The 22,948-nt window shown below is 62.8% G+C and carries 21 protein-coding genes; 14 read left to right on the plus strand and 7 right to left on the minus strand.

Going from position 1 to position 22,948, the window contains the following annotated elements:
- Positions 1–203: 203 nt before the first annotated feature.
- The 3 genes from NO878_RS14220 to NO878_RS14230 all read right to left on the minus strand — a co-directional run bounded on the left by NO878_RS14220 (position 204) and on the right by NO878_RS14230 (position 3,024).
- Positions 204–593 carry a hypothetical protein gene (locus tag NO878_RS14220; RefSeq protein ID WP_256406628.1) on the minus strand — a complete coding sequence of 130 codons (390 nt, stop codon included), beginning with the start codon at positions 591–593 and terminating at the stop codon, positions 204–206.
- Between the two features lie 314 nt (positions 594–907).
- On the minus strand, positions 908–2,221 hold the full coding sequence (locus NO878_RS14225; RefSeq protein ID WP_343218067.1) for a hydroxyacid-oxoacid transhydrogenase: 1,314 nt from the start codon (positions 2,219–2,221) through the stop codon (positions 908–910).
- Complete coding sequence (locus tag NO878_RS14230; RefSeq protein ID WP_256406630.1) at positions 2,218–3,024, minus strand: N-acyl homoserine lactonase family protein; 807 nt, start codon at positions 3,022–3,024, stop codon at positions 2,218–2,220. The genes NO878_RS14225 and NO878_RS14230 overlap by 4 nt, the downstream gene beginning before the upstream one ends.
- A 527-nt stretch (positions 3,025–3,551) precedes the next feature.
- On the opposite strand from NO878_RS14230, the gene NO878_RS14235 reads away from it, so the two are divergent.
- The 6 genes from NO878_RS14235 to rdfA all read left to right on the plus strand — a co-directional run bounded on the left by NO878_RS14235 (position 3,552) and on the right by rdfA (position 8,251).
- Entirely contained in the window at positions 3,552–4,433 is an 882-nt protein-coding gene (locus NO878_RS14235) for an ABC transporter permease subunit (protein ID WP_256406631.1), read from the plus strand.
- Positions 4,430–5,185, plus strand: coding sequence for an ABC transporter ATP-binding protein (locus NO878_RS14240; protein WP_256406632.1), 756 nt, complete (start codon positions 4,430–4,432; stop codon positions 5,183–5,185). Before NO878_RS14235 ends, NO878_RS14240 begins: the two co-directional genes overlap by 4 nt.
- Positions 5,182–5,763 (plus strand): DUF8130 domain-containing protein, encoded by a 582-nt coding sequence (locus tag NO878_RS14245; protein WP_256406633.1) that lies wholly within the window; start codon positions 5,182–5,184, stop codon positions 5,761–5,763. Before NO878_RS14240 ends, NO878_RS14245 begins: the two co-directional genes overlap by 4 nt.
- A gap of 158 nt (positions 5,764–5,921) precedes the next feature.
- Positions 5,922–6,536 carry a class I SAM-dependent methyltransferase gene (locus tag NO878_RS14250; RefSeq protein WP_256406634.1) on the plus strand — a complete coding sequence of 205 codons (615 nt, stop codon included), beginning with the start codon at positions 5,922–5,924 and terminating at the stop codon, positions 6,534–6,536.
- Positions 6,537–6,650: 114 nt separating this feature from the next.
- Positions 6,651–6,821 (plus strand): hypothetical protein, encoded by a 171-nt coding sequence (locus tag NO878_RS14255; RefSeq protein ID WP_256406635.1) that lies wholly within the window; start codon positions 6,651–6,653, stop codon positions 6,819–6,821.
- Positions 6,822–7,621: 800 nt separating this feature from the next.
- Entirely contained in the window at positions 7,622–8,251 is a 630-nt protein-coding gene (rdfA, locus tag NO878_RS14260) for a rod-determining factor RdfA (RefSeq protein ID WP_256406636.1), read from the plus strand.
- On the opposite strand, the gene NO878_RS14265 is transcribed toward rdfA, so the two are convergent.
- On the minus strand, positions 8,248–10,182 hold the full coding sequence (locus tag NO878_RS14265) for an archaea-specific SMC-related protein (RefSeq protein WP_256406637.1): 1,935 nt from the start codon (positions 10,180–10,182) through the stop codon (positions 8,248–8,250). The two genes, rdfA and NO878_RS14265, sit on opposite strands and share 4 nt — an antisense overlap.
- A gap of 343 nt (positions 10,183–10,525) precedes the next feature.
- Here NO878_RS14265 and NO878_RS14270 point away from each other — a divergent pair, with 343 nt between their 5' ends.
- Positions 10,526–11,344: an IclR family transcriptional regulator gene (locus NO878_RS14270; protein ID WP_256406638.1), complete on the plus strand. Its 819-nt coding sequence runs from the start codon at positions 10,526–10,528 to the stop codon at positions 11,342–11,344.
- A gap of 77 nt (positions 11,345–11,421) precedes the next feature.
- Here NO878_RS14270 and NO878_RS14275 read toward each other — a convergent pair whose 3' ends face one another.
- The 3 genes from NO878_RS14275 to NO878_RS14285 all read right to left on the minus strand — a co-directional run bounded on the left by NO878_RS14275 (position 11,422) and on the right by NO878_RS14285 (position 14,726).
- Entirely contained in the window at positions 11,422–12,696 is a 1,275-nt protein-coding gene (locus NO878_RS14275; RefSeq protein ID WP_256406639.1) for a Zn-dependent hydrolase, read from the minus strand.
- A 112-nt stretch (positions 12,697–12,808) separates the two neighbouring features.
- Positions 12,809–13,225: a DUF3830 family protein gene (locus tag NO878_RS14280; protein WP_256406640.1), complete on the minus strand. Its 417-nt coding sequence runs from the start codon at positions 13,223–13,225 to the stop codon at positions 12,809–12,811.
- A 127-nt stretch (positions 13,226–13,352) separates the two neighbouring features.
- Entirely contained in the window at positions 13,353–14,726 is a 1,374-nt protein-coding gene (locus NO878_RS14285; RefSeq protein ID WP_256406641.1) for a dihydroorotase, read from the minus strand.
- A 204-nt stretch (positions 14,727–14,930) separates the two neighbouring features.
- On the opposite strand from NO878_RS14285, the gene uraD reads away from it, so the two are divergent.
- From uraD to NO878_RS14320, 7 genes are all read left to right on the plus strand, one after another.
- A complete protein-coding gene (gene uraD / locus NO878_RS14290) occupies positions 14,931–15,434 on the plus strand; it encodes a 2-oxo-4-hydroxy-4-carboxy-5-ureidoimidazoline decarboxylase (protein ID WP_256406642.1) in 504 nt (167 codons plus the stop codon).
- A 159-nt stretch (positions 15,435–15,593) separates the two neighbouring features.
- Positions 15,594–16,565, plus strand: a complete 972-nt coding sequence (pucL, locus tag NO878_RS14295; RefSeq protein ID WP_256406643.1) for a factor-independent urate hydroxylase — start codon at positions 15,594–15,596, stop codon at positions 16,563–16,565.
- On the plus strand, positions 16,562–16,909 hold the full coding sequence (gene uraH / locus NO878_RS14300; RefSeq protein WP_256406644.1) for a hydroxyisourate hydrolase: 348 nt from the start codon (positions 16,562–16,564) through the stop codon (positions 16,907–16,909). The genes pucL and uraH overlap by 4 nt, the downstream gene beginning before the upstream one ends.
- Before the next feature lie 140 nt (positions 16,910–17,049).
- The gene (locus NO878_RS14305; RefSeq protein WP_256406645.1) at positions 17,050–18,420 is read left to right on the plus strand and encodes a uracil-xanthine permease family protein; all 1,371 of its coding nucleotides are present in this window, start codon (positions 17,050–17,052) and stop codon (positions 18,418–18,420) included.
- Positions 18,421–18,565: 145 nt separating this feature from the next.
- On the plus strand, positions 18,566–19,900 hold the full coding sequence (locus tag NO878_RS14310) for a 5'-deoxyadenosine deaminase (protein ID WP_256406646.1): 1,335 nt from the start codon (positions 18,566–18,568) through the stop codon (positions 19,898–19,900).
- A 145-nt stretch (positions 19,901–20,045) separates the two neighbouring features.
- Positions 20,046–21,440 (plus strand): NCS2 family permease, encoded by a 1,395-nt coding sequence (locus NO878_RS14315; RefSeq protein ID WP_256406647.1) that lies wholly within the window; start codon positions 20,046–20,048, stop codon positions 21,438–21,440.
- A 121-nt stretch (positions 21,441–21,561) separates the two neighbouring features.
- Positions 21,562–22,791 carry an MFS transporter gene (locus NO878_RS14320; protein ID WP_256406648.1) on the plus strand — a complete coding sequence of 410 codons (1,230 nt, stop codon included), beginning with the start codon at positions 21,562–21,564 and terminating at the stop codon, positions 22,789–22,791.
- Positions 22,792–22,948: the final 157 nt, after the last annotated feature.

Below are 22,948 nucleotides of genomic sequence, written 5' to 3' on the forward strand. Positions count from 1 at the left end.
GGAGTCACTGACCGAAATAAGCAGCTCCCCGATGCTGACAGTATCATTGCTGAGGATTTCAACAATGCCATTCCGGACGAATTCCTCAACGTCGGCTCGTGGTTCACACGATTTCCGAAGACTCGCGAACGCATGTCGAATGCAACGAAGCAGCTCCCGCCTCACCGACTGCATCCGGTGTGCCTCGCAAGGCTACACTGCGATCACTCTCGTGGATTGACCGGCGCAATATACTCGTTTTTCCAGGAATCGCCCTCTCGCCACTGCCAGTAGAAGTACCGGTACGATTTATCACCGGTTTCCTTCGTCGTTTTCACCGTGATGTACGCGCCGCTCGTCGGGACGTCTTCGTAATCCTCCGGATCCGTCGAGATCTCACGCTCGGCCAGCTCCTCGAGTTCTTCCCCATCGACCTCTTCCTCGGCCCGTCGGCGTTCGAGTTTTTCCTGCCGCTGTCGACGTTTCCACTCCGCCAGATCAGCCGCGTACGCCGCGACTGCTTCCAGCCGTTCCGGGGATTGGCTCTCGAGTGGCTCTCGAAGGTACTTCGGCAACTGCGGCGCGGGCGGTTTCCCTCGATCGTCCCCAGCCATAGTTACCCCACAAACCGCGCATTACATCAATCTGTGGGGTAATTTTTGTAGCCGGCGACGGCCACCCCCCGTTATCGATATGTAAACCACCGGAGAACCCGGAGCGACAGAAACAGCCGCCGTAGTACGTCGGCCCTTCACCGCACTTCGGCGACGGCTGGACCCCCTGTACCGTCCGCTCGAGGTCGACTTCGGTCGTCTCCCGTGGCTCGTTTAGCGCGAACAGGCAACGAGACGAATATCAGCATGGATCTCTGCCTCAGGTCGGCAACGAAAAACGCTCGCTCCGAGACGTCAGCACAGAGCTGACGCCCCTACTCCCAGTTGTGAAGCGCGTCGCTGAATATCTCTTCGACGTCCTCTTTCGTCACGGGTCGTGGGTTACACCGGAGGAGGCGCTGTTGACTCTCAACGGTGCTTTCTGCAAGCCCCCCAACATCATCGGCAGTGATTCCCGCGAGTTCGTTGAGGCCACTCGGCAGAACGTTGAGGTCACGCTGGAGGCTGACGAACTCCTTGCGGGCCTCGTCGGCAGCCTCGCGCGTGCTCATCCCTGTGGTGTCGGCACCGAGCATCTTCGCCACCTTTTCGAATCGCGGTGGATCGCTAGCGACGTTGTAGCCGAGTGTGCTCGCGGGAGTGAGCGCGGCAATCGTCTCGCCGTGATAGGTGTGATAGTTGTTTCCGACCGGATAGGCCATCGCGTGTGCGAGGCTCGCACCCGCGGTGAGTCCGGCGATTGCCCCGAAGAGCGCCCCCTTCAGCATCGCACCTCGTGCCTCGATGTCGTCGCCGTTGTTGACGACGCGGCGAACGTTCGAGGAGAGCAGTTCGATCGCCTTTTCGCTTAACATCTCCGTGAACCCTGTTCGCCCGGCGTAGACGGGGCGTTCGGCTGGGTCCTCGGCACGAAGCAGGTCATCGTAGCGATGCGTCGTGTATCCCTCAATCGCGTGACCGAGGGCGTCCATCGCCGTCTTCGCCGTGAGATCCGGCGGGAGTGTCGTCGTGAGTGTTGGGTCGAGCACCGCGGCATCGGCGCGGACGTGGGGGCTTGAAATCCCCTCCTTGATGTTCTTCTCCGGGACGGAGAGGATGGCGACGGGGGAAATCTCAGACCCAGTCCCCGCGGTTGTCGGCAGGAGAATCAGCGGCGCTCCCGACTGGGTGAGAGCCTCACCGGCACCGGTCGGCGCGGCCACGTAGTCGAGTAGTTCGCCCTCGTTCGCGACGACGGCTCGTGTCGCCTTCGCCGTGTCCATGCAACTGCCCCCACCGAGTCCGAGGTAGAAGTCGTAGCCGGCGTCACCCATCTCCTCACGGACGAACTCGATGCACGCTTCAACAGCGCTAATGCTGGGTTCCCGTTCGGTATTAGCGAACACATCGACGTCGAATCCGTCGGCGTCGAGTTCGTCGACGATTCGCTCGACGTGACCCAGCGAAACGAGGTTCTCGTCGGTGACGATCAACCCTCGTTGGTCGCCGGTCGTTCCGAGTTGGTCAAGCTGATAGCCGAGCTCGCCGGCTGCGCCGGCACCGACGCGGATTGCGGGCATCTGCACCTCCCAGACGGTTTCCGGCGAGAATTCGTGGGGATCCGCTGACACGGAGCGCTCGTAGCTCACAGCCCCCACCCCGGTTGAATCTCCTCGAACTGCTCCGGATCATGCCCGAGAACGACCTCCGCGTCGTGGCGTCTCTCGATGTCGTGAATTCGATTCATGCTTTCAGCCCACTCCGTTTTCCCCCAGGTGAGGGGACCTCCGAGAGGCGTCCCGTTCTCGTAGTTTTCGGCCATATACGCCTGATCACCGGTGAATACGACCGTCCCGTCGTCGCCGAGATGGATCACAGAGCCGGTCAGTCCCGGCGTGTGGCCCGGGAACCGAACGAATTCCAAGTCGGTGAAGTGTTCCTCGCGGTCGCGGTGCAGTACCTGCCAGTTGAGGTCGTGATCGAAGTCTTCGAGGACGTACGCGCTGCTGCCCTCCTCGGTTTTTGCGCTGTAGTATGCGAACTTCAATTCCTCCTCGTGGACGTATACCGGCGTGTCGGTGCCAGCAAAGAACTCCAGCCCTCCAGCATGGTCGAGGTGGAGGTGACTCTGGAACACCGCATCGATGTCGCTGATCGAATACCCTGCTGCCTCCAAGTCGTCGTCAAGTCTGTGCTCGCTGGCATCGTGCGGATAGAACGCCTGAACGAGCCCTTCGGGCCAGTAGCCGTCGGCTGCATCGTGGTGGGAGCCGGTGTCCCACAGAATCGTCGCTTCGGGGTGATCGATGACGAGATTCCAGACTGGGATTTCCTCATATTCCGTGTCCGGATTCGGCTCCTCGTGTGAGCCAATCGTATTCGCCTCCATCATGTAGTTCATGTCGCAGTACAGCCCACCGCGGTCGATGACGCGTACCTCTGCGTCTACCATGCACCGATATTTTCCATGAGATTGTATTAAAAGATCACTGGGTTTCCGCTAGCTGTTGCTCGATTAGCGACTCGTCGGCCACAGTGATATACTATTTATACAATTAGCGGGAGTTACCACAGATCAGTACACACGGACCACTTTCCCGTTCTGTGCTCGCAAGAGCGTTCAGCGCGGCTGCAACGGTACTCGCGGGGACCACCGACAGAACTCACACAACCAGCTACCGCTACGGGGCTAGCGAGAGCGGTACTGCGGAGGAGTTTTCTGCGGGTTGGGGATGGTTGTATTGCAGGCCACAGGCGAGTTAGTGTTAAAATTCGTACATAACATTTCTCAACACCGGGAGTACTCTCACACCTATATATCCAGAACGCGAAATTTCGCGGTTTTGTTATTATGAGTGACCCTCTATCCCTACTGTCTCGTCGCGATTGACGAGGACAGAGGTCGCATGCGAAGACGGATCGAAAGCGACTCCGCGTCCAAGAGCAGGACTTTTCTGACGGCTTGCTGTCCCTCCATCCATGCGGTGGTCCCCGCTTGCACGCAGCGAATCCCGGACAGTCCTCACCTCCAAGGGGGCGTGGATACTCGCTTCTCTCGTCGTCCTCTGGGGGTTCCGACCGACCTATGCAGGATGGGACGCGGTCGGACGAAATATCACCGTCGGGTACATCCAGATCGGCGTCGATCTGTTCCTCCCGATCGGTGCCCTTCTCGTGTCGTACCAGTCGCTCATCGGCGAACGAACCACGGGCAGTATCAAGTTCCTCCTCGGGTTGCCACTGACGCGGACGCAGATCCTACTCGGGAAGGCGAGTGGGCGCTTCGTGGGCGTCGGGGCGGCCATCGTCGCGGCAGCGCTCGCTCTCGCTGGCATCGGCCTCGTCGAACACGGCCCGTTCGGTCTGCTTCCCTTCCTCGGGACGCTCGTCGCGACACTGTTACTCGCCAGTGCGATGGTCGCCGTCGGTGTGCTCGTCTCGACGGTCACCCGACGAACGGTGACTGCCGCGACGGGGGTCTTCGCGTACCTCCTCGTGACGCTGTTCTGGACGCAGATCGTCACGTCGGTCTACACCGCGATCACCGGCGTTCCGGTCGACCCGTACGAAGCTCCGGCGAGTGGGCCGCTCTTTCTCGCGCTCAGACTGACTCCCGACGGCGCGTACAACGTCCTGACGAACTGGCTTCTCGACGTCGGCAACTCGGCGGAGCTGTTCCACATCGTCGCCACCAAACTCGCGCCGGGAGTCTCCGTGAACGCCTTCGTCGTCGAGGCAGCGTTCGACGGCGGCGGCCCGTGGTATCTCCATCCCGCACTGAGCGTGGTCGTCCTCCTCGTCTGGGTGGGGGTGCCGATGGCCCTCGCCCGCCGTATCTTCACCGAGGGTGACGCACTATGAGTTCGTCAGCGCCCGCAATCGAAGCCGACGCGGTAACAAAGGAGTACGGCGACGTTCGCGCCGTCGACAGCCTCGATCTCGTGGTTGAGCGCGGCGAAACGTACGGCTTTCTCGGTCCGAACGGCGCCGGCAAATCGACCACGATCGGACTGTTACTCGACTATCTTCGACCGACTTCGGGGACGGTCCGCGTCCTCGGGAAGGATCCACGACGCGACGTCGTCGAGGTTCACGACCGAGTCGGGGTGCTTCCGGATCGATTCGGCCTCTACGAGGACCGATCCGCACGTCAGCACGTCTCGTTCGTCGCGGAGGCGAAACGCGTCGACGATGCTCCGGAATCACTCCTCGAACGCGTTGGACTCGGAGATGCCGTCGACGACGACGCGGGTGACTTCTCCAGTGGGATGGAGCAACGCTTGGCGCTCGCGATGGCACTCGTCGGCGACCCCGAACTGCTCATTCTCGACGAACCGTTCAGCGGTCTCGACCCACACGGGGTCCGGCGCGTGCGGGACATCGTCCACGAGGAGACCCAGCGTGGCGCGACGGTGTTTTTCTCCAGTCACGTGCTCGGCCAGGTCGAACTGGTCTGTGATCGGATCGGCGTCCTTCACGAGGGGCGGTTAGTCGCCGAGGGAACGCTCGACGAACTCCGAGACCGGACCGCGTCACCCGACGACGCGACGGTGGAAGACGTCTTCGTCGAACTCACTGACGCCCGTGTCGACGACGGTGGTGAGCGCCGGTGAAGCGCCGAACGTTCCTGACGGCGAGTGCGCTGTCGGTCGCGAGTCTCTCCGGCTGTCTCGGTGATGCCGAATATCGAATCACCAACACGGCTGCAGAGACGTCTCTGCCCCCGATATCGCTGTCAGTAGACCTCCCGGTCGCTGACGCGACGATCGAACACCCGGCCGCGCTCACGCTCACGCTGGAGAACACGGTCGACGACCCGCTTCGAATCCGTAGCTACGGCGTCTGGCCATTCGGCGTGCTCGCACTCGCCCCCTCGCCGACGCCCGGCGAAGACACGCTGAAGCCGACTCTGTTCTCCCCGTCGTACGAAACGACCGACCGCGTAGAAGTATCCCGTGGTGGATCGTCGTTGTCGTTGGATGGGACGCCGATAACCCGGCTGCTCGCCCCCGGTGAGCGTGTCAGCAGACGATACGAACTTCGCGGTGACGACCTCCCAGGTTCGGGGACGTACTACGTCGTCCAAAACTTCGACCGACGAGCCTCACGCTACTCTGCGGGTGACGACTGGAAACCCCTCGAATACCGGATCCGTCTCAGTATCGAGGAAAAACGGCGATTGTCGATATAAGCGGCACTTCGATACAGGCTCTACGCCGACCCCGAATGCTTTCATCTCGTCTACTCGATTTCGCAATCGAGCGATAGGGACGTCGATGGGTGGGCGGAAGTTGCATCTACCGTGTCCGCGCGCGGTCTTAATGTGGACTCGGCGCGTATTCTGTGCCGATGGATGTACTCTCAGCAGCGGGGCGTCAGAAACGAGACGATCGCGACGACGGTGACTTCTACGACCGGCCACGGTACGTCACTCACGCCGACGATGCGTTCTGCCAGCGGTTGACGACGCTCTACGACGAACTCATGGCCCCCGGCGACCGCGTTTTCGACGCGATGGGCAGTTGGGTCTCTCATCTCCCGGCGGCGGACCTCGACTACGTGATCGGCCACGGCCTCAACGCAGACGAACTCGCCGCGAACGACCGCTACGACGAGTGGTTCGTGCAAGATTTTAACGAGGACCAGTCACTGCCGCTCGGTGACGAGGCCGTCGATATCGTCTGCTGTGCCCTTTCGGTGCAGTATCTGCAGTACCCCGAGGCGATCTGTTCGGAGTTCGACCGTGTTCTCGACGACGATGGGGCGGTCGTCGTGAGCTTCACGAATCGAATGTTTCCGAGAAAAGCAATCAGGGCGTGGCGGAGCGCGTCGATGGCCGAGCGGTCGGACTTGGTCGCGTCGTATCTACGGGCTGGTGGGCTGACGGTAACGGATCGAATCGCCGAAGATGGAGCCACCGATCCGTTCTACGCCGCTGTCGGGCGCTCTGGGACGACTCACTAGCCGACACAACCCGCCAAAGTCGCAGCGAACGGGGCGGGCTACACCGAGTGCGTATCATCCCAATTCGAAGCGCTGTCCGACTCGCTTTTGTCCGTCGATTCCCTGTAGGTGGATATGAACCCGACAGCGGTACTCCACATGACTGCCGCGGTACTGGTCGGCGCAGGCCTGTTCCTGTCCGGCAGGGTGCTTACTATTGTACTCATCGGACTCGGGGTGGCGGCATTCGTCGCTGGCATCGTCCTCGCCCGGCGCGGCGACTCCGATACCCCCGATGGGACGTAATTCCTTCCAACTGTTGTAGCGTTCGACAAAGTCGCCGCACGTATCCACCCGTCCGGTCGCCTCTTGGAGTGTCCTATGCGTTTGGGTCGGGGTCCGCGACGCGGGTACTATTGCCAACGGGTTTGCCGTCCCGTCAGGACCCTCCGCGACGTCGAGTTCAAATTGATCCGTCACCGGCGTGTTCGCCGCGAATGTAACTGAGGGTAGCGGTGGGCCTATGTGCCGAGCGTCAAACGTATTTGGAAATTGTCTTGTTCGGCAATTCATATTTGCATAATATGTCTACCGGCGTGAGTAAATCTCCGTGTGGCATACCGATATCGAAGTCCGAAACGGTAACACGCCGCCCGCGTCCGCGGTATCTGCTCGACGAACTGTTCTCGCGGAGCCAAGACGGAAGTATTGGGATTAGCGCCCGTAATCTCGCTGAATGAGCACGTGGAGTGAACGGTTCGTGTCTGGACCGGCATTATTGACGAGAGCGTCCTTCCACCCGCCAATTAAAACGGAGCGAGCCTGGTGACGGCGTACAGCCGATATCGGGCGCCGTTGAACTGGATCACGGCTCCGTCTACCGTCCCGTGCTCTGGGTAGCTACCGGACGCGGGCCGTAAGTCGGTCGTTTATACCCCCCGTGATCAACGAACTGACCGATTTGGCTCCTTATTTATAAAAATACGACACTATATTAGAAACTGATATTTCTGCCACGCAGAGACGGCTCTCAAGCCCATCTGTCCCCACACGCGACGGCCCGCGGGCACGGCATTTATGTGCTACAACCGTCCTACTCACAGGCAATGACCAACGACGACTCCAACCCACAACGAACGTCGAGTAAGGTGGCGCAGTTGCTCGACGAGTACGACCTCGGTGACTCGTTTGGTGACGAACTCGAACGGCTGTGGACCGCCGACGACGACCGCCGCAAGAGTCTCCGCGATCTCGCGGAACTCTTCAACCAACGGCTACTAGGGAGTGCCCTGCGGGCGACCGGCACGTCGACCGTCGACGGAGAGATCGACAACCTCTATCGTCTCCTCACTGACGACGACGTGAGCAGTGGGATGCGGACGGAAGCGCAGGCGCGTCTCGAGCGCGAGGGCGTCGACGTTGTCCAACTCGAGCGGGATTTCGTCTCCTACCAGGCTATCCGCTCGTACCTGACCGAGTATCGCGACGCCGAGTACGAAGGCCCGTCGGAGAGTGAGCGGACCGACTCGGTGCTGGACACCATCCAAAATCTCCGCGCACGGCTGCGGACGATCACAGAGAGCAGTTTAGACCGTCTCCGGTCGACCGGCCGTATCACGCTCGGCAACTTTCGTCTGTTCGTCGACGTCAGTGTCCTCTGCGAAGACTGTGGGTCTCAGTATGGCGTCATCGACTTGCTGGAACGTGGCGGTTGTGACTGCGAGCCAGACGACTAGATGTCCGTCACGCGGGTGTACGTCTCGTCGAGGGCCTGTGCGTCCTCGGGCAACAGGGCGACGACGAGGAATTCGGCGTAGTCGGCGATGTAGTCGATCAGATCAGCGATACGGGCGGAGTCGATGGCCTCCAATGAGTCCAGAAGCATGAACGGGACCATCTCATACACCTCGTGGACGAGATAGCCCGCGAGGGTGAACACGAGGCCGGTCACCTCGCGTTCACTCTCCGAGAGGTGATCGATGGTGTCCTCGAACGTCGCTCCCGTGTCGGTGCTCCGAACGATGTGGAGTTCGAACTGGGTCCTCTCGACGTGCCGTCGACCCTCTCGAACCGTCCGTTCGACCCGCTCGATCCAGATACGTTCGAGGTTCTCGTAGCCGAGGATGTCGAGGACGGTCGCCATGTGTTCGTTGAACTGCTCGACGGCGGTCGCTTCGATCTGATCGATGCGGGTTCGGAGATTCCGCAGTTCCTCGGTGAGTTCCTCGCGCTGGGTGTGTAGCTGACTCTCCTCGGTCAACTGTTCCTCGATCGAACTGATCTGGTCTACCACGTCGTCGAGATCGGATTCCAGCCGTCCCAGTTCGAATTCTAGCTGGTTCGCTTCCTTATGCAGGTCGAGAATGTCTCCGAAGTCGTCGGATTCCAGCGTCTCGATCTCAGCTTCGAGCGTCTCGATTTCCGCGCTCAGTTCCTCGCGCTGGCTGCGCAGACGCTCGATCTGTGTCTCACGGTCCTCGATTTCGTCCGCGATGTCGGATAGCTTCCGATCGATCGACTCCCGACGATTCTGGTGTTCCCGATACGTCTCTCGCTTCTCTTTCAACTGACTCAACTCCGATTCGACCGACCGGATCGCTTCGAGTTTCTCCTGGCGAATCGCTCGCAGTTGGTCGAGCGTGTCGGTGACCTGTTCCTGTTTCACGCTGGACCCACAGGTCCAGCACACCACCGTCTGGTCGACGAGTGTGTCCGTCACCGAACCGGTGTCGTCGTCCAGATGTGTCGCGACCGAGCCAGATTCGTCGAGTTGCTCCTCGTTGAACTGGATGACTGCTTGGAGGTCGCTCACCTCTCGTTCGAACTGCTCTTTTCGTTCGCGAAGCCGGGAAATTTCGTCGTCGAGTTCGTGGTGTTCGCCCATGGGCGCATCGGGGAGGCCGTCACGCTCGGCTTCGAGTTCTCGCTGTTCGGCCGTGAGCGACTCGAGACTCTCCTGCTGCAGATCGATATCCGACCGGATCTGTTCCAGTGATGAGCGCTTTTCCCGAAGTTCGTCGAGACGCGATTCGAGTTCCCGTTTCTCCTCACGCGTCTCGTCGACGTCGGCGTCCAGTGCTTCGATGTCCGCCTCCGTCGTCGCCAGTTCTTCCCGCTTTTCTTCGATGTCGCTTTCGAGGCGGGTCCGTTCCTGCTCAAGCTTTGGGAGCTTGGGCTTCAGTTCGTCGAGTTCGTCGAGTTCGTCGTCGATTTGGCTCCGCTCCCGTTCGAGCTGTTGGATCTCCGTTCGGATCGCCTCGGTGTCGACCGGTCGCATGATGAGTTCGCGCAGGTCGCCGCTTCTGGCAACGGTGCGCCGAGCCTCGTTCGACTCCAGCAAGAACGCAAAGAGATCGGCGAACTCGGGGTCGTCGAGAAATGGCTCGCCGCCAGTCGTCACGGTCCCGTTCGTCCGCGTGAACGTTCGGACGTAGCGTTCGTCGCCGACGGTGAGTTCGACACGGCCCTCGTCGGCGTCAGCTTTGAGAGACGCGTCGTCGCTGCCTGTTACCGCCATGATCGAGTGGAGCAACGAGGTTCGATTCGTCGCGTTGCGGCCAGCTAGAATCGTGATCCCGGGTGCAAACTCGACTGTCGTCTCGTCGATGCCGCCGACGTTCCGCACTTCCAGTTTGGCGGAATCCCCGAGCAGTTCTGGGTCCATCATGGCTGTGCCTCGCCCTGTTGCAACAAAAGCATTGTTGTGAGAACGCCTGCTCGCCGTGATTAAATAACAATCATATGGATGTTATCGAAAATACTGTTGACCGAGAACCTCCGACTGTGAATGTGTCCTATTCCCTGACACCACTGATCGTGTGTTCCTATTTCGAAAACAGAGTGAGAGTCCCGCATTCGACTGCGTCGCGAACGCGACCCCTGAAATATCCGGTCCGATTCGTGGGTGACTGTGTCGCCTCGTCTCGTCTCGCTTGGTGATTGAGTGGCACTAGCATAATTCCGTTTAATATATGCAAACGACTAAGTGGCTTGCGTGTGTGCGTGACGGTATGCCAACCGAGCCGCTCCCGGACGAATCGCCGCGGACGCTGAAGACGGTGGAGCGCACTGCCAAGATCATCAACGCACTCGAAACGCTCGATGGCGGCGGCGTCACCGAACTGGCCGACTCCCTCGACATGTCCAAGAGCTCGGTATATCACTACTTGGCCACACTCCGGCAGGAGGAGTTTGTCGTCAAAAACGGAGACGAGTACGAACTCGGCTTGCAGTTGTTGCTCGTCGGCGAGTACGTCAGGAACCACAACCTGTTGTACCGATACGGCAGAGAGGAAGTGGAGGAACTCGCCGACGAAACGGGCGAGTACGCCAATCTGTTTACCGAAGAACACGGAAAAGGAATCAACCTGTACAAGGCTCGCGGTAGCGATGCCGTTGGAACCGGCTACCAGACGGACAAACTCCAACAGCCCGACGACCTCCACTGCACGGCGACCGGGAAGGCGATTTTAGCGTTCCTCTCGGACGAACGCGTCCACAAGATCCTCGATCAGCACGGCCTCCCTCGACGCACGGACAGCACCATCACCGACCGTGACACGCTCTTCGACCGACTTGAGACCGTCCAAGAACGGGGCTACGCCTACAACGACGGGGAGGAAGTCGAAGGACTCCGTGCCGTCGGCGCACCGGTCATCGACCGCGACGGCAACGTCCTCGGCTCGCTGAGCGTCGCCGGGCCGACGAGTCGGATGAAAGGCGAACGGTTCTCCGAGGAGCTTCCGGAACTGGTCCAGCGCACGGCGAACGTCATCGAGGTCAACATCAATATGGCGACCCACGATACCGACCCCACCCACCGCGGATGACCGTCTGGTCGGCCCCGATTCGGGGGGCGCTTACGCTCGTTCGTCATTATCAAACAGACTGACTGCGGCGGAGCGCATCAGTCACGCGCCAGATTCACCAGCCCTGCGGTCAGCACCCGTGTCGCTGTCGCACAACTGTCCCAATCCGTCCACTCGAGAGGACTATGAGAGAACCCACCGTGAGATGGCGCGAACAGCATCCCCGTCTCCGTGACGCTTGCAACGTGCATGGTGTCGTGACCGGCGCCGGAGTGCAGTTCCAGTGAGGTGGTGTCGACGGTCGACACGGCGCGTTCGAGCGCGGTCGTACACCGATCGCTCATCTCGCTCGGAGCGATGTCGTACGGGCGTTCGAACGCCGTCTCGACGCCACGCTCGGCTTCGAGGTTGACGAGGCGGTCCCGGACACGGTCGACGATTCGCTCCATCGACTCGTAGCGAACGTCGCGGACGTCGATGCCGAGTTCGACCCGTCCCGGGACGACGTTGATCGCGTTCGGTGCGACGTCGAGGTGTCCGACCGTCCCGACGACGGTATCGCCGCTCTCGGCGACGATGTCGTTCGTCGCGTCCTCGACTTCGAGGACGAGTTCGCTCGCGGCGGCCAGCGCGTCCGTTCGATCCGCCATCGACGTACCGCCCGAGTGGTCGGCTTCACCGTCAATTTCGACCGCACAGCGGATCGTCCCCGTGATAGCCGAGACGATGCCGACAGCCGCGCCCGCGTCTCGCAGACGCTTGCCCTGTTCGACGTGGAGTTCGAGCCACGAATCCCACGCGCTCGCGTCGAGACGGCCGGTCCCCCGAAACCCGATGTCGGAGAGCGCCGTGTCGAGAGTCACGCCGTCGTCGTCTTCGAGGGACAGAGCATCCTCGACGGTCCGCTGTCCACTCGCCACGGACGACCCGAGGACGCCGTTGGAGAACCGCGAGCCCTCCTCTTCGGTGAAACAGACGACGTCGATCGGTCGACCGACGTCGACGTCAGCTTCCTGGAGCGCCCGCACCGCCTCCAGGCCGCTGTACACGCCGAGGACGCCGTCGAAGATGCCGCCTTCGGGCACCGAGTCGAGGTGGCTCCCACACGCCACGGGTCGTGCAGTCTGATCGGCGCCGTCGGGCACCCACCGACCGGTGATGTTGCCGACGGCATCGACTTGCACCTCGAGGCCGGCGGCGTCGAGTCGGTCGACCAGATACTCCCGCGCACGTCGATTCGCGTCCGTCCCGGGCAGGACCGTTCGGCCGTGGCCGCGATCCGTCGGAATAGCGCCGAACTCCGCGTTTGTCGTGATGTCGTCGCGGAGGCGCTCCTCGCTTACACATCGCTGTACGGACTCCGTGGTGCTCATGCTCTACCCCACTTTGCAGCCGACCCAATGTTAATATACCGGCGTGTCAGCCGATTCGCGGGCTACACCTGCGGTTCCTCGAATCGGTGCGGAAAAATCGGGTGCGAGTTCGCTACCGTTCTCGGATGACGATGTCCTTCGCGCCGCTTTGCAGCGTCTCCTCCTCCAGTTCGCGAAGCTCTTCCCGCGACGCGTCCAGGCGCGCCACGTGGTTGCCGGCGAGTTCGCCCGCGGGACTCTTGAAGCACGTCGGGCCGCAGGGGACGAGAATTTCCTGTTCGTTCCGGTAGCCCGGATAGAGCAGGATGTCGCCCCGCGAGGGGTAGACCGTGTGGTTCTCGCGTGGAATCTCCGGGAGGTCGACCTCGTCGATGTTGACCCACGTTGCGTGTCCGCTCCACCGAACGTGCATCAACTCCGATTCGAGCGGGAGAAGGTCCCGGAGCGCTTCGACCGACTGAGGCGCCTCGTCCTCGAGCAGGTCGGCTACGAACACCTGTCCGTCGATGTCGAACTCTAACTGCGTCACGACCGTCGCAACGACGGCGCGTCGAATAAAAGTTCCGTCGCGACCCGTATGCGTTGTCGGGAGTCAGTATCCGTGGGTCGGTGAGACGGTCTAGCGACTCCCCGGCACACGGTTGCCACGGCCCGTATCAGCGCCAGTCGGGCACGCGCCGACGCAGGAACTCGCCGTGGCCCGGGTCAGCGACGACGTCGCCGTCGGCGGCCACGAGCGTCCCGCGTACGAATGTCCGTTTCACCCGTCCCGTCACCGTCCGATCCTCGTACACCGAGTAGTCCGCGTTCGAGTGGTTGCGCCCTGCCGTGATGCGGTATGTCTCGTCGGGATCGAAGACGACGAGATCGGCGTCGGCGCCGGGTTCGATCCGTCCCTTTTGCGGCAGGCCGAACGTCTGTGCCGGATTACGGCACATGAGTCGGACGAGCGCTGGATACGAGAGGCCCCGCCCGTTGACGGCCACGTCGTGAAACACGGGGAGGCTCGTCTGGAGGCTGTTGATCCCGAAGGCGCTCTCCCACCACGGTCCGGCCTCCTTCTCCTCGCTGGGCAGGGGAACGTGATCCGTCGAGACGACCGAGAGCGTCCCGTCACGGAGTCGGTCGAAGAGCGCGTCCACGTCCCGGGACGTCCGGAGCGGCGGGGACATGATCGCTCGATTGCCGAGCCGTTCGTAGGTGTCGGCGGTAAGCGCGGTGTAGTGCGTACACGTCTCCGCCCGGACGTTCGAGCCGTCGGTTCGCACGGCGGCGATGGCCTCTGCTGCCGCTTCCGACGTGGTGTGGACGCCGTAGTACTTCGCGTCGGCCGCGGCGGCGAGGCGAGCGACCGATCCGGCCGCCATCGCCTCGGCGTAGTCCGGCCGTGACCGGGGATAGGCCGTCGCTGACTCCCCGTCGGGCGCCGCTTTCACCGCGTCCGTCCGGGACGCACAGACGGCGTAGTCCTCGGTGTGGACCATCCCGACGGCCCCGAGGTCGGCGAGTTGCCGGAACACCTCCCCGATGAAGCCGTTTGACAGTCGGATATCGTCGGTCGTGAACATCTTGAACGACGTGATTCCGTCGTCGACGAGCGCCGGCAGTTCCTCCAACACCGCGGGCGTCTCCTGTGTGATGACTGGATGAACCCCGCAGTCGACGACCGGTTCGGCCCCCTGTCGATGCCGCTCGACCGCGCCGGCGAGTGTTCCCTCATCGTCCCACTCCCCATCGTCCCAGCCCTGCCAGGCGAACGTCAGGAGACTGGTGACGCCACCGGCCGCGGCTGCGGCCGTGCCGGTCGCGTAGGTGTCGATGGAGTTGTAGCCAGCGAGGTGTGTGTGTGGGTCGACCACGCCGGGGAGGACGAGATTGCCGTCCACGTCGATCCGTTCCTCGGCAGCCGGAAACGCACGCTCGTCGCCCACGCCGACGATGGTGCCGTCGTCGATGGCGACCGCACCCTCGAACGTCGCGTCGGCGGTGACGACTGTCCCACCGGTAAGGACCGTATCGATCTGTGCCATCGATTACCCGCCCCGCCTCTCGGCCACGGCCACCGTGCCGTCGCGTCGTTTCACGTCGGTCTCCGTGCTGAACATACGCTCGGCTACTCGGGGACCGTTCTTAACCCTTGCTCCGTGCTCGATGGCGAGGTCACGGACCGCGTGGGTTCGGCTCTTGGCCCGAAGGTGCATTTAAGTGACGGGCGGACCGACGACAGAGAGACGATGAGTGACCGTACGCTAGCGACGTTGAACCAGGCCGACAGGGAGGAGTTCGTCGAGCACCTCGGCGGCGTGTACGAACACTCCCCGTGGGTAGCCGAGAGAGCGTGGGACGACCGCCCCTTCGAGTCCGTCGACGACCTCCACGCGTCGATGAAACGCGTCGTCGAGGACGCCGACCGGGAGCGACGACTCGAACTCCTCCGAGCGCATCCGGACCTCGGCGAGCAAACCGAGATGACGGATGCCTCCGTCGAGGAACAGGCCTCCGCCGGTCTCGATCAGTTGACCCCGGAACAGTACGAGGCGTTCCAGCGACTGAACGAGCGGTATCGCGACGCCTTCGGGTTCCCGTTCATCATGGCGGTTCGGGACGAGTCGCCCGACGCGATTAGGGAGGCGATGGAAGAGCGGGTCGAACACTCCCGGACCGAGGAGTTCCGGACCGCCATCGACGAAGTACACACCATCGCCCGCCTGCGACTCGACGAGCGGTTGGATCCGTGACGCCCTCGAATCGTGTCGCACCAGTAACAAAAGAATTTTAACTCAGCGTCCGGACCGGACTGGTAGACGGTAACAGGCACGGCAAGCTAGATGCTGCGCCCCGGCGCACAGCGATCACTGCACGCGGTGGCAGGGATAATCGACGAAACCAACCAATCCATGACCGACGACAACTCACGAGAGACGGACGAACGGACGATGAACTACGGCAAGAAGCACGTCAATGTCTACCGGACGTACGCAACGCCGCTAACGGGCCTTCGCGAGATTCCCGAATCGGAGTTCACCGGCAAGCCGAACACGCTCCTCGGGATGGAAGTGCGTACTCAGGTCGAGGGCGAGAAGTTCCTCCCCTCGTTCCGCGACGGCGACAACTCCAATGTCGTCGCGACCGACTCGATGAAGAACTTCATCTTGCATCACGCCGGCGATTACGACGGCGCCACCGTCGAGGGCTTTCTCCACTACGTCGGCTCGGAGTTTCTCGACACCTACGACCAGATGGAGGCCGTCCGCATGTCCGCCGACGAACTTCAGTTCGACGAGCGGCCCGTTCCTGACGGCGAGGGCGGCTTCGAGCCGAGCGATGTGGTGTTCCGCGTCTCCGACAACGAGTCGGCGTTCGGGGAGTACTACCTCAAACGCGAGGATGGCGACGTCGTCATCGAGGACCAACGAAGCGGGGTCACGGACATCGAACTCGTGAAAGTCAAGGACAACTCCTTCGTGGGCTACGTTCAGGACGAGTACACCACGCTGCCGGAACGAGAGAACCGGACGCTGTACATCGGTCTCGACATCTTCTGGACGTACGACGACCCCGAGACGGCGCTCGGTGACGACCCCGAGGAGTACGTCCCGGCCGAACAGGTGCGGGACATCGCGCAGGTGGTCTTCCACGAGCAGGACGTCAACTCGATTCAGGACCTCGTCTATCAGATCGGGCTCCGGGTCCTCGAACGCTTCCCGCAGCTAGCCGAGGTGAACTTCGAGTCCCGGAACCAGACGTGGCTGGGCGTGCGTAAAGACGACTTGGAGGGCGACGCGAAGGTGCTGCGCGAGCCACCTCGCCCGACGGGGTTCCAGCGGTTCTCGATGGACCACAGCGACCTCGAGGGGGAAGCGGAGTGACCGCTGGCCTGACCACGCACGTGCTCGATACGAGCCGCGAGGGGCCGGCGGAGGGCGTCGAGGTGACGCTGTTCCGACTCGAAGACGGTGACCGCGAACGGCTCACCGCGGCGACGACGAACCCCGACGGCCGGGTCGACGAGCCGTTGCTCGGTGTCGACGACATCGAGGCCGGCACCTTCGAACTCGTCTTCGAGGTGGGAGACTACTACCGCGAACGCTCCGCCGAATCGACGTTCCTCGACGAGGTGCCCGTGCGGTTCGTCATCGACGATCCGACCGAACATTACCACGTTCCCCTGTTGCTCTCCCCTGGCAGCTACACCACGTACCGGGGGAGCTGAGCCCACCACCCAACCCACGCCCGTCGTCCCCGCCTGTACGATCACCGACGCGCCAGGCCTATTTCTGTCCCATCGTGTTGAACGATGCACTAAACGATAGAAGATTTTAATTACTAGTAGCCACACTGGTATGCCGAGACATGCCTAACAGCCCAGACGAGGGAATCGATCTCGCATACGGCTTGGAAGAGAAGCCACCGTTGACGAAATCGTTCCTGCTTGCACTCCAACACGTATCGGTCATGATCGTTCCCTCGACGGCCGTCGCGTTCATCGTCGCGGGGGCCGCGGGGGTCAGCGCCGCGGACACGACGTTCCTGGTCCAGATGGTCATCCTCTTCGCGGGGGTGGCGACCGTCGTCCAGGCCTACACCGTCGGCCCCGTCGGCGCGAAACTCCCAATCGTGATGGGGACGAGTTTCGCCTTCGTCGGCGCGATGTCCTCGATTGGCGCAAGCTCGGGGCTTGACGTCGTGTTCGGCTCCATCGTCGCCGCGGCGGTCTTCGTTCCGTTCCTGCTCGGCTGGCAGTTCAAGCGCCTCCAGTCCTTTTTCCCGCCGCTCGTCACGGGACTCATCGTCGTCATCATCGGGCTGTACCTCGTCCCGGTCGGCATCCAGTACGCCGCCGGCGGCGTCGGCGCCGAGAACTTCGGCTCGCTGCAGAACCTCGGGCTCGCGGGACTGGTCCTGTCCATCGCCGTCCTGTTCAACCTGCTCTTGAGCGGGGTCTGGCGGATGTTGAGCGTCATCATCGGCATCAGTGTGGGCTACGTCGTCGCCATCGCGTTCGGCGTCGTCGACTTCACTCCGTTCTACGAAGCGGCGTGGATCGCGGTGCCGACTCCCGGCCGCTTCGGATTCAGCTTCGAGGTAATCCCGCTGTTGACCTTCGCGTTCCTGTTTTTGGTTTCGGGCATGGAAACCATCGGTGACATGTCCGGGATCACTGCCGCCGAGGGTCGCAACCCGACCGAAGAGGAGTTCCGCGGCGGTATCTTCGCCGACGGGTTCATCAGCGCCCTCGGCGCCGTCTTCGGCTCGTTCCCCCAGACGTCGTTCTCCCAGAACGTCGGCATCATCAATTTCACGGGCGTGATGAGCCGCCACATCGTCGGCATCGGCGGCGGCATCCTGATCGTCCTCGGACTGGTCCCGAAAATCGGCGCCATTGTGACGACGATTCCCTCGGCTGTCTTCGGTGGCGCCGTGCTGATCATGGTCGGGATGGTGGCCGCCAGCGGGATGCGGCTGCTATTCTTGAACATCGAGATGAATCGTCGAAACATGGTCATCATCGCTACGTCGCTCGGCCTCGGCCTCGGCGTTGCGACGGTCCCGAACGCGCTCTCCGGCCTGCCGGCCGGCGCACAGACGTTCTTCGGCGAACCGGTCATCGTCACCGGCCTCATCGCGCTCGGGTTGAACACGGTCGTCCCCGGCGAGTCGAGCCCACTGTTCGACAAGTCAGAGGCTGTCCCGCCAATCTCCGAACCGATCGACGACGACTGAGTTTCGGTCGGCGCCGTGCCCCACCGAACGGCCCTCTCCCCTACGTTCGGCCTTCTTGGGCCGCCTGCTCCCGATCTGCCGTCTCAGCCCCCGACTCGACTCTCACGGGGGAACGTTTTTACTCGCGACTGTCCTCGAATACTGTATGTTACTGACCGGGACAGTCGTTGCAGACTCGGAGACGGTGATCGACGACGGGGCCGTCGTCGTTTCCGGCTCGCGGATCGAGGCGGTGGGCGAGCGGTCCGTGATCGAGCCACAGTTCTCTGACCACGAACACCAGTCCTACGACGTCCTGTTGCCGGGACTCGTCGGCGGCCACATCCACTCCGTCCAGAGCCTCGGGCGCGGCATCGCCGACGACACCGAACTGCTGGACTGGCTGTTCGACTACATTCTCCCCATGGAGGCCTCACTCTCGGCGAGCGAGATGGAGATTGCGGCGAAGCTGGGCTATCTGGAGATGATCGAGAGCGGGACGACGACGTGTATCGATCACCTCTCGGTCGCCCACGCCGACGAGGCCTTCGAGGCCGCCGGTGAAATCGGCATTCGCGGCGTCCTCGGCAAGGTCCTGATGGATCAGCGCTCACCCGACGACCTTCTCGAGGACACACAGGCGGCCCTCGACGAGTCCGAACGCCTCATTCGGCAGTACCACGGGTCGTTCGACGACCGGATCCGGTACGCCGTGACGCCGCGGTTCGCCGTCTCCTGTTCCGAGGAGTGTCTCCGCGGCGCCCGCGAACTGGCCGATGCGTACGACGGGGTTCGGATCCACACGCACGCAAGCGAGAACCAGAGCGAAATCGAGACGGTGAAAGCGGACACCGGGATGCGCAACATCCACTGGCTCGACGAAGTCGGCCTCACCGGTGAGGACGTGGTGCTGGCACACTGCGTGTGGACCGACGAGAGCGAGCGCGAGGTGCTCGCCGAGACGGGCACGCACGTCACGCACTGCCCGTCCTCGAACATGAAACTCGCGAGCGGGGTCGCACCAGTCTGGGACTACCTCGACCGCGGTATCAACGTCGCCCTCGGCAACGACGGGCCGCCGTGTAACAACACGCTCGACGCGTTCACCGAGATGCGCCAGGCTAGTCTCCTCCAGAAGGTCGATCAGTTGGACCCAACCGCGACCCCAGCGAGCGACATCTTCGAGATGGCGACGATCAACGGTGCGCGCGCCGCTGGCTTCGACGAACTCGGCGCGATCCGAGAGGGCTGGCGTGCCGACATCGTGGGCCTCGATACGGATCTCACGCGTGCGACCCCACTTCACGACGTGCTCTCGCACTTGGTGTTTGCCGCCCACGGCGACGACGTGCGGTTCACGATGGTGGACGGCACTGTCCTGCAGGAGCACGGCGAAGTGACTGCCATCGACGCCGAGGCGGTTCGTCGGGACGCGTCGGCGGTTGGCCTCGACATGGACCTGACGGAGGAACGGCGGTCCGCACAGCGACGGAAGCCCTGACGCCGTCGCGAGCGGCAGTCTTCTGTGGCGTCGCTCGGGTGCGCAGTCACCGCTCGCCGGACTGAGTGCTCTTTTCCCGACAGTCGGTCGTCGCCGACCACACGAATGAAAAACTTTTTTATATTGGTGCGAGACGGTGACATGGATGTCAGACACTAGCAGGAGCCAGTCACGCGTAGCGTCGTTCTTCGAATTCGACAAACACGACACGGACGCGAAAACGGAGGTCGTCGCGGGGATTACGACGTTCCTCACGATGTCGTACATCATCGTCGTGAACCCCGCCATCCTGTCGGCGGCGATCTCCATCGAGGGCTACTCCGATGGGCAGGTGTTCCAGATGCTCGCCATTACGACGATTCTGGCCGCCGCCGTCGGATCGATGGTGATGGCGCTGTACGCGAATCGACCGTTCGGCCTCGCTCCCGGCATGGGGTTGAACGCGTACTTCGCGTTCACCGTCGTCATCGCGCTCGGCATCCCGTGGCAGACCGCGCTCGCGGCGGTGTTCGTCGAGGGAATCGTCTTCATCGCCATGTCCAGCGTCGGTGCGCGACGGTACATCATCGAGTTCTTCCCGGAGCCAGTGAAGTTCGCCGTCGGCGCCGGCATCGGCCTGTTCCTGCTGTTGCTCGGTCTCATCGAAATCAACGTCGCCGTCGCGGACGAGGCGACGCTGGTCTCGCTCGGCAGCGTTGCCTCGGATCCGGTTGCCCTGCTGGCGCTCGCCGGACTCGCGTTCACCATCGTCCTCTACGCAAAGGGGGTTACCGGCTCCATCATCACCGGTATCCTCGCGACGGCGGCCGCCGGCTGGGCGCTGACCCTCGCCGGCGTCGTCGACGGGGGTGTGCTCACTCCCGGCGGTCTCCCCCCGGTCAACTACGATATCACGCCGCTGGTCGGGGCGTTCGTCAGCGGCTTCCAGAACATCGAACCGGTGTCGTTCCTGATCGTCGTGCTCACCTTCTTTTTCGTCGACTTCTTCGACACCGCCGGGACGCTCATTGGCGTCTCACAGTTCGGTGACTTCCTCGACGAGGACGGCAACCTCCCCGAGATGGAGAAGCCGCTGATGGCCGACGCCATCGCGACGACGTTCGGCGCTATCGTCGGCACGACCACCGTGACCACCTACGTTGAGAGTTCGACCGGCGTCGAAGAGGGCGGCCGGACGGGACTGACCGCGCTCGTCGTCGCGCTGTTGTTCTTGGCCTCGCTCGTCCTCGTCCCGGTGGTCGCGGCCATCCCGACGTACGCCTCCTACCTCGGCCTCGTCCTCGTCGGCCTCATCATGCTCCAAGGTGTCACCGACATCCAGTGGGACGACGCCGAGTGGCTCATCCCGGGTGGCCTCACCATCGTCATGATGCCCCTCACGGCCTCTATCGCCAACGGCATCGCCGCTGGGATCATCAGCTACCCCATCGTCAGGGCCGCACAGGGTGAGTACCGGTCCGTCCACGTCGCTCAGTGGGTGCTTGCGGCGTCGTTCGTGCTCTACTTCTACGTCACCGCCGGCGGCGTGATGGGCGGCTGAGACAGGGGTGATTCCGTGTCTCGCTACGCTGTGGGATCGGGGGTAACCGCGCCGCAGCCCGCCTCGTTCCCACGATACGAGGCTTTTTGTCCACGGGGCTGGACGCACGAGAAGAACGCACATGTCCGTAGAGCAGCGTGTCGAGGTGCCCTGGTCGTCCACCGTCTTTCAGACGATACTCGCCTGTTCGCTCGTCGGTATCATGGGCGTCCCCCTCGTCAGTCCTATCCTGCCGGCGCTCCGGACCGTGTTCGGCATCTCCGACACGCAAGCGGGGCTCATCATCACGGTCTACACGCTCCCGGGTGTGTTCCTCACGCCGGTTATCGGCCTGCTCTCGGATCACTTCGGCCGACGACCCGTCGTCTTACCGCTCCTCTTTCTGTTTGGCTTGGCTGGCGCGGCCATCGGCTTCGCTCCGGCCTTCGAACTCGTGTTGCTCCTCCGCCTCCTGCAAGGAATCGGCGCGAGCGGCCTGATGGTGTTGGCAATCACCCTCATCGGTGACTTCTACGACGGCGCCCAGCGCCACGCGGTCATCGGCGTCAACGGCAGCGCCATCGGCATCGGCGCGGCAACGTACCCGCTGATCGGCGGCACCCTCGCGTCGGTCAGCTGGAACGTCCCCTTCGCGTTCTTCGGCGTCAGCCTCGTCGTCGGCGTCGTCGCGCTGTTCACCCTCTCGGAGCCGTCAATCGACGAGCCGCCGTCGTTTCGCGCGTACGCGAACCGACTGGCCTCCGCGGCGTTCGTCCCCGAGGCACTCGGGCTCTGGGTTGCGGCCTTCTTCACCTTCTTTCTCTTCTACGGTGGCGTCCTCACGGCGCTCTCGCTCCTGTTGAGCGACGTACACGGGCTCACGCCCGGCGAAATCGGGCTGCTGTTCAGCATGGTCTCGCTCGCGAACGCGACTATGGCGTCACAGTACAGCCGGGTGGCGGGGTATCTCCCCGCGAGACAGCTCGTCGCGCTCGGATTCGTCGGGTTCGGTGTCAGTCTGCTCGGCGTCTGGGCCGCCGCGACACCGGTCGCCATCGGCGCGATGCTCGTCTGTTTCGGCCTCGGCTTCGGCGTCGTGATGCCCTCGCTCGACACCACGACGGCCGGACTCGTCTCCGGCCAACTGCGAGCGAGTATGCTCGGCGTGCTGACGAGCATGCTCTGGTTAGGGCAGACTGTCGGCCCCGTCGTGTTCACCGGCGTCGCCCAGAACGCGTTCGACAGCACCGTCGCCGGCTACCGGTTTCTGTTACTGTTCTGGGGCGCTGGCGCAGTCCTCGGCGGGCTGACTGTCTTCGCCTATCTGGCGTGCAGAACCGGAGCATCAGCCTCGCACTCCGACGCGTCTTGAGTGCCGACCGGCGGTGTCCCCGCGTGACCCCTCCATCGGTGCACTCGCGCCGGGGCAAACTACTTTCTCCCTCCGCCGACTGGCAGTGTGCATGTGGCACTCGAACACACGATCCGAGTCGGCCGTGCCCGCGCCTGACCGACCGCGGCCAAGCCGT

Origin of the sequence: Haloplanus ruber (genome assembly GCF_024494725.1) — an archaeon.
Taxonomy (GTDB): domain Archaea; phylum Halobacteriota; class Halobacteria; order Halobacteriales; family Haloferacaceae; genus Haloplanus; species Haloplanus ruber.

What these genes read in the sequence shown, in the direction of transcription:
- NO878_RS14220 (WP_256406628.1), bottom strand. Translation starts at nt 593, where the DNA reads ATGGCTGGGGACGATCGAGGGAAACCGCCCGCGCCGCAGTTGCCGAAG.
- NO878_RS14230 (WP_256406630.1), bottom strand. Translation starts at nt 3,024, where the DNA reads ATGGTAGACGCAGAGGTACGCGTCATCGACCGCGGTGGGCTGTACTGC.
- NO878_RS14235 (WP_256406631.1), top strand. Translation starts at nt 3,552, where the DNA reads ATGCGGTGGTCCCCGCTTGCACGCAGCGAATCCCGGACAGTCCTCACC.
- NO878_RS14240 (WP_256406632.1), top strand. Translation starts at nt 4,430, where the DNA reads ATGAGTTCGTCAGCGCCCGCAATCGAAGCCGACGCGGTAACAAAGGAG.
- NO878_RS14250 (WP_256406634.1), top strand. Translation starts at nt 5,922, where the DNA reads ATGGATGTACTCTCAGCAGCGGGGCGTCAGAAACGAGACGATCGCGAC.
- NO878_RS14255 (WP_256406635.1), top strand. Translation starts at nt 6,651, where the DNA reads ATGAACCCGACAGCGGTACTCCACATGACTGCCGCGGTACTGGTCGGC.
- rdfA (WP_256406636.1), top strand. Translation starts at nt 7,622, where the DNA reads ATGACCAACGACGACTCCAACCCACAACGAACGTCGAGTAAGGTGGCG.
- NO878_RS14265 (WP_256406637.1), bottom strand. Translation starts at nt 10,182, where the DNA reads ATGATGGACCCAGAACTGCTCGGGGATTCCGCCAAACTGGAAGTGCGG.
- NO878_RS14270 (WP_256406638.1), top strand. Translation starts at nt 10,526, where the DNA reads ATGCCAACCGAGCCGCTCCCGGACGAATCGCCGCGGACGCTGAAGACG.
- NO878_RS14275 (WP_256406639.1), bottom strand. Translation starts at nt 12,696, where the DNA reads ATGAGCACCACGGAGTCCGTACAGCGATGTGTAAGCGAGGAGCGCCTC.
- NO878_RS14285 (WP_256406641.1), bottom strand. Translation starts at nt 14,726, where the DNA reads ATGGCACAGATCGATACGGTCCTTACCGGTGGGACAGTCGTCACCGCC.
- uraD (WP_256406642.1), top strand. Translation starts at nt 14,931, where the DNA reads ATGAGTGACCGTACGCTAGCGACGTTGAACCAGGCCGACAGGGAGGAG.
- pucL (WP_256406643.1), top strand. Translation starts at nt 15,594, where the DNA reads ATGACCGACGACAACTCACGAGAGACGGACGAACGGACGATGAACTAC.
- NO878_RS14305 (WP_256406645.1), top strand. Translation starts at nt 17,050, where the DNA reads ATGCCTAACAGCCCAGACGAGGGAATCGATCTCGCATACGGCTTGGAA.
- NO878_RS14310 (WP_256406646.1), top strand. Translation starts at nt 18,566, where the DNA reads ATGTTACTGACCGGGACAGTCGTTGCAGACTCGGAGACGGTGATCGAC.
- NO878_RS14315 (WP_256406647.1), top strand. Translation starts at nt 20,046, where the DNA reads ATGTCAGACACTAGCAGGAGCCAGTCACGCGTAGCGTCGTTCTTCGAA.
- NO878_RS14320 (WP_256406648.1), top strand. Translation starts at nt 21,562, where the DNA reads ATGTCCGTAGAGCAGCGTGTCGAGGTGCCCTGGTCGTCCACCGTCTTT.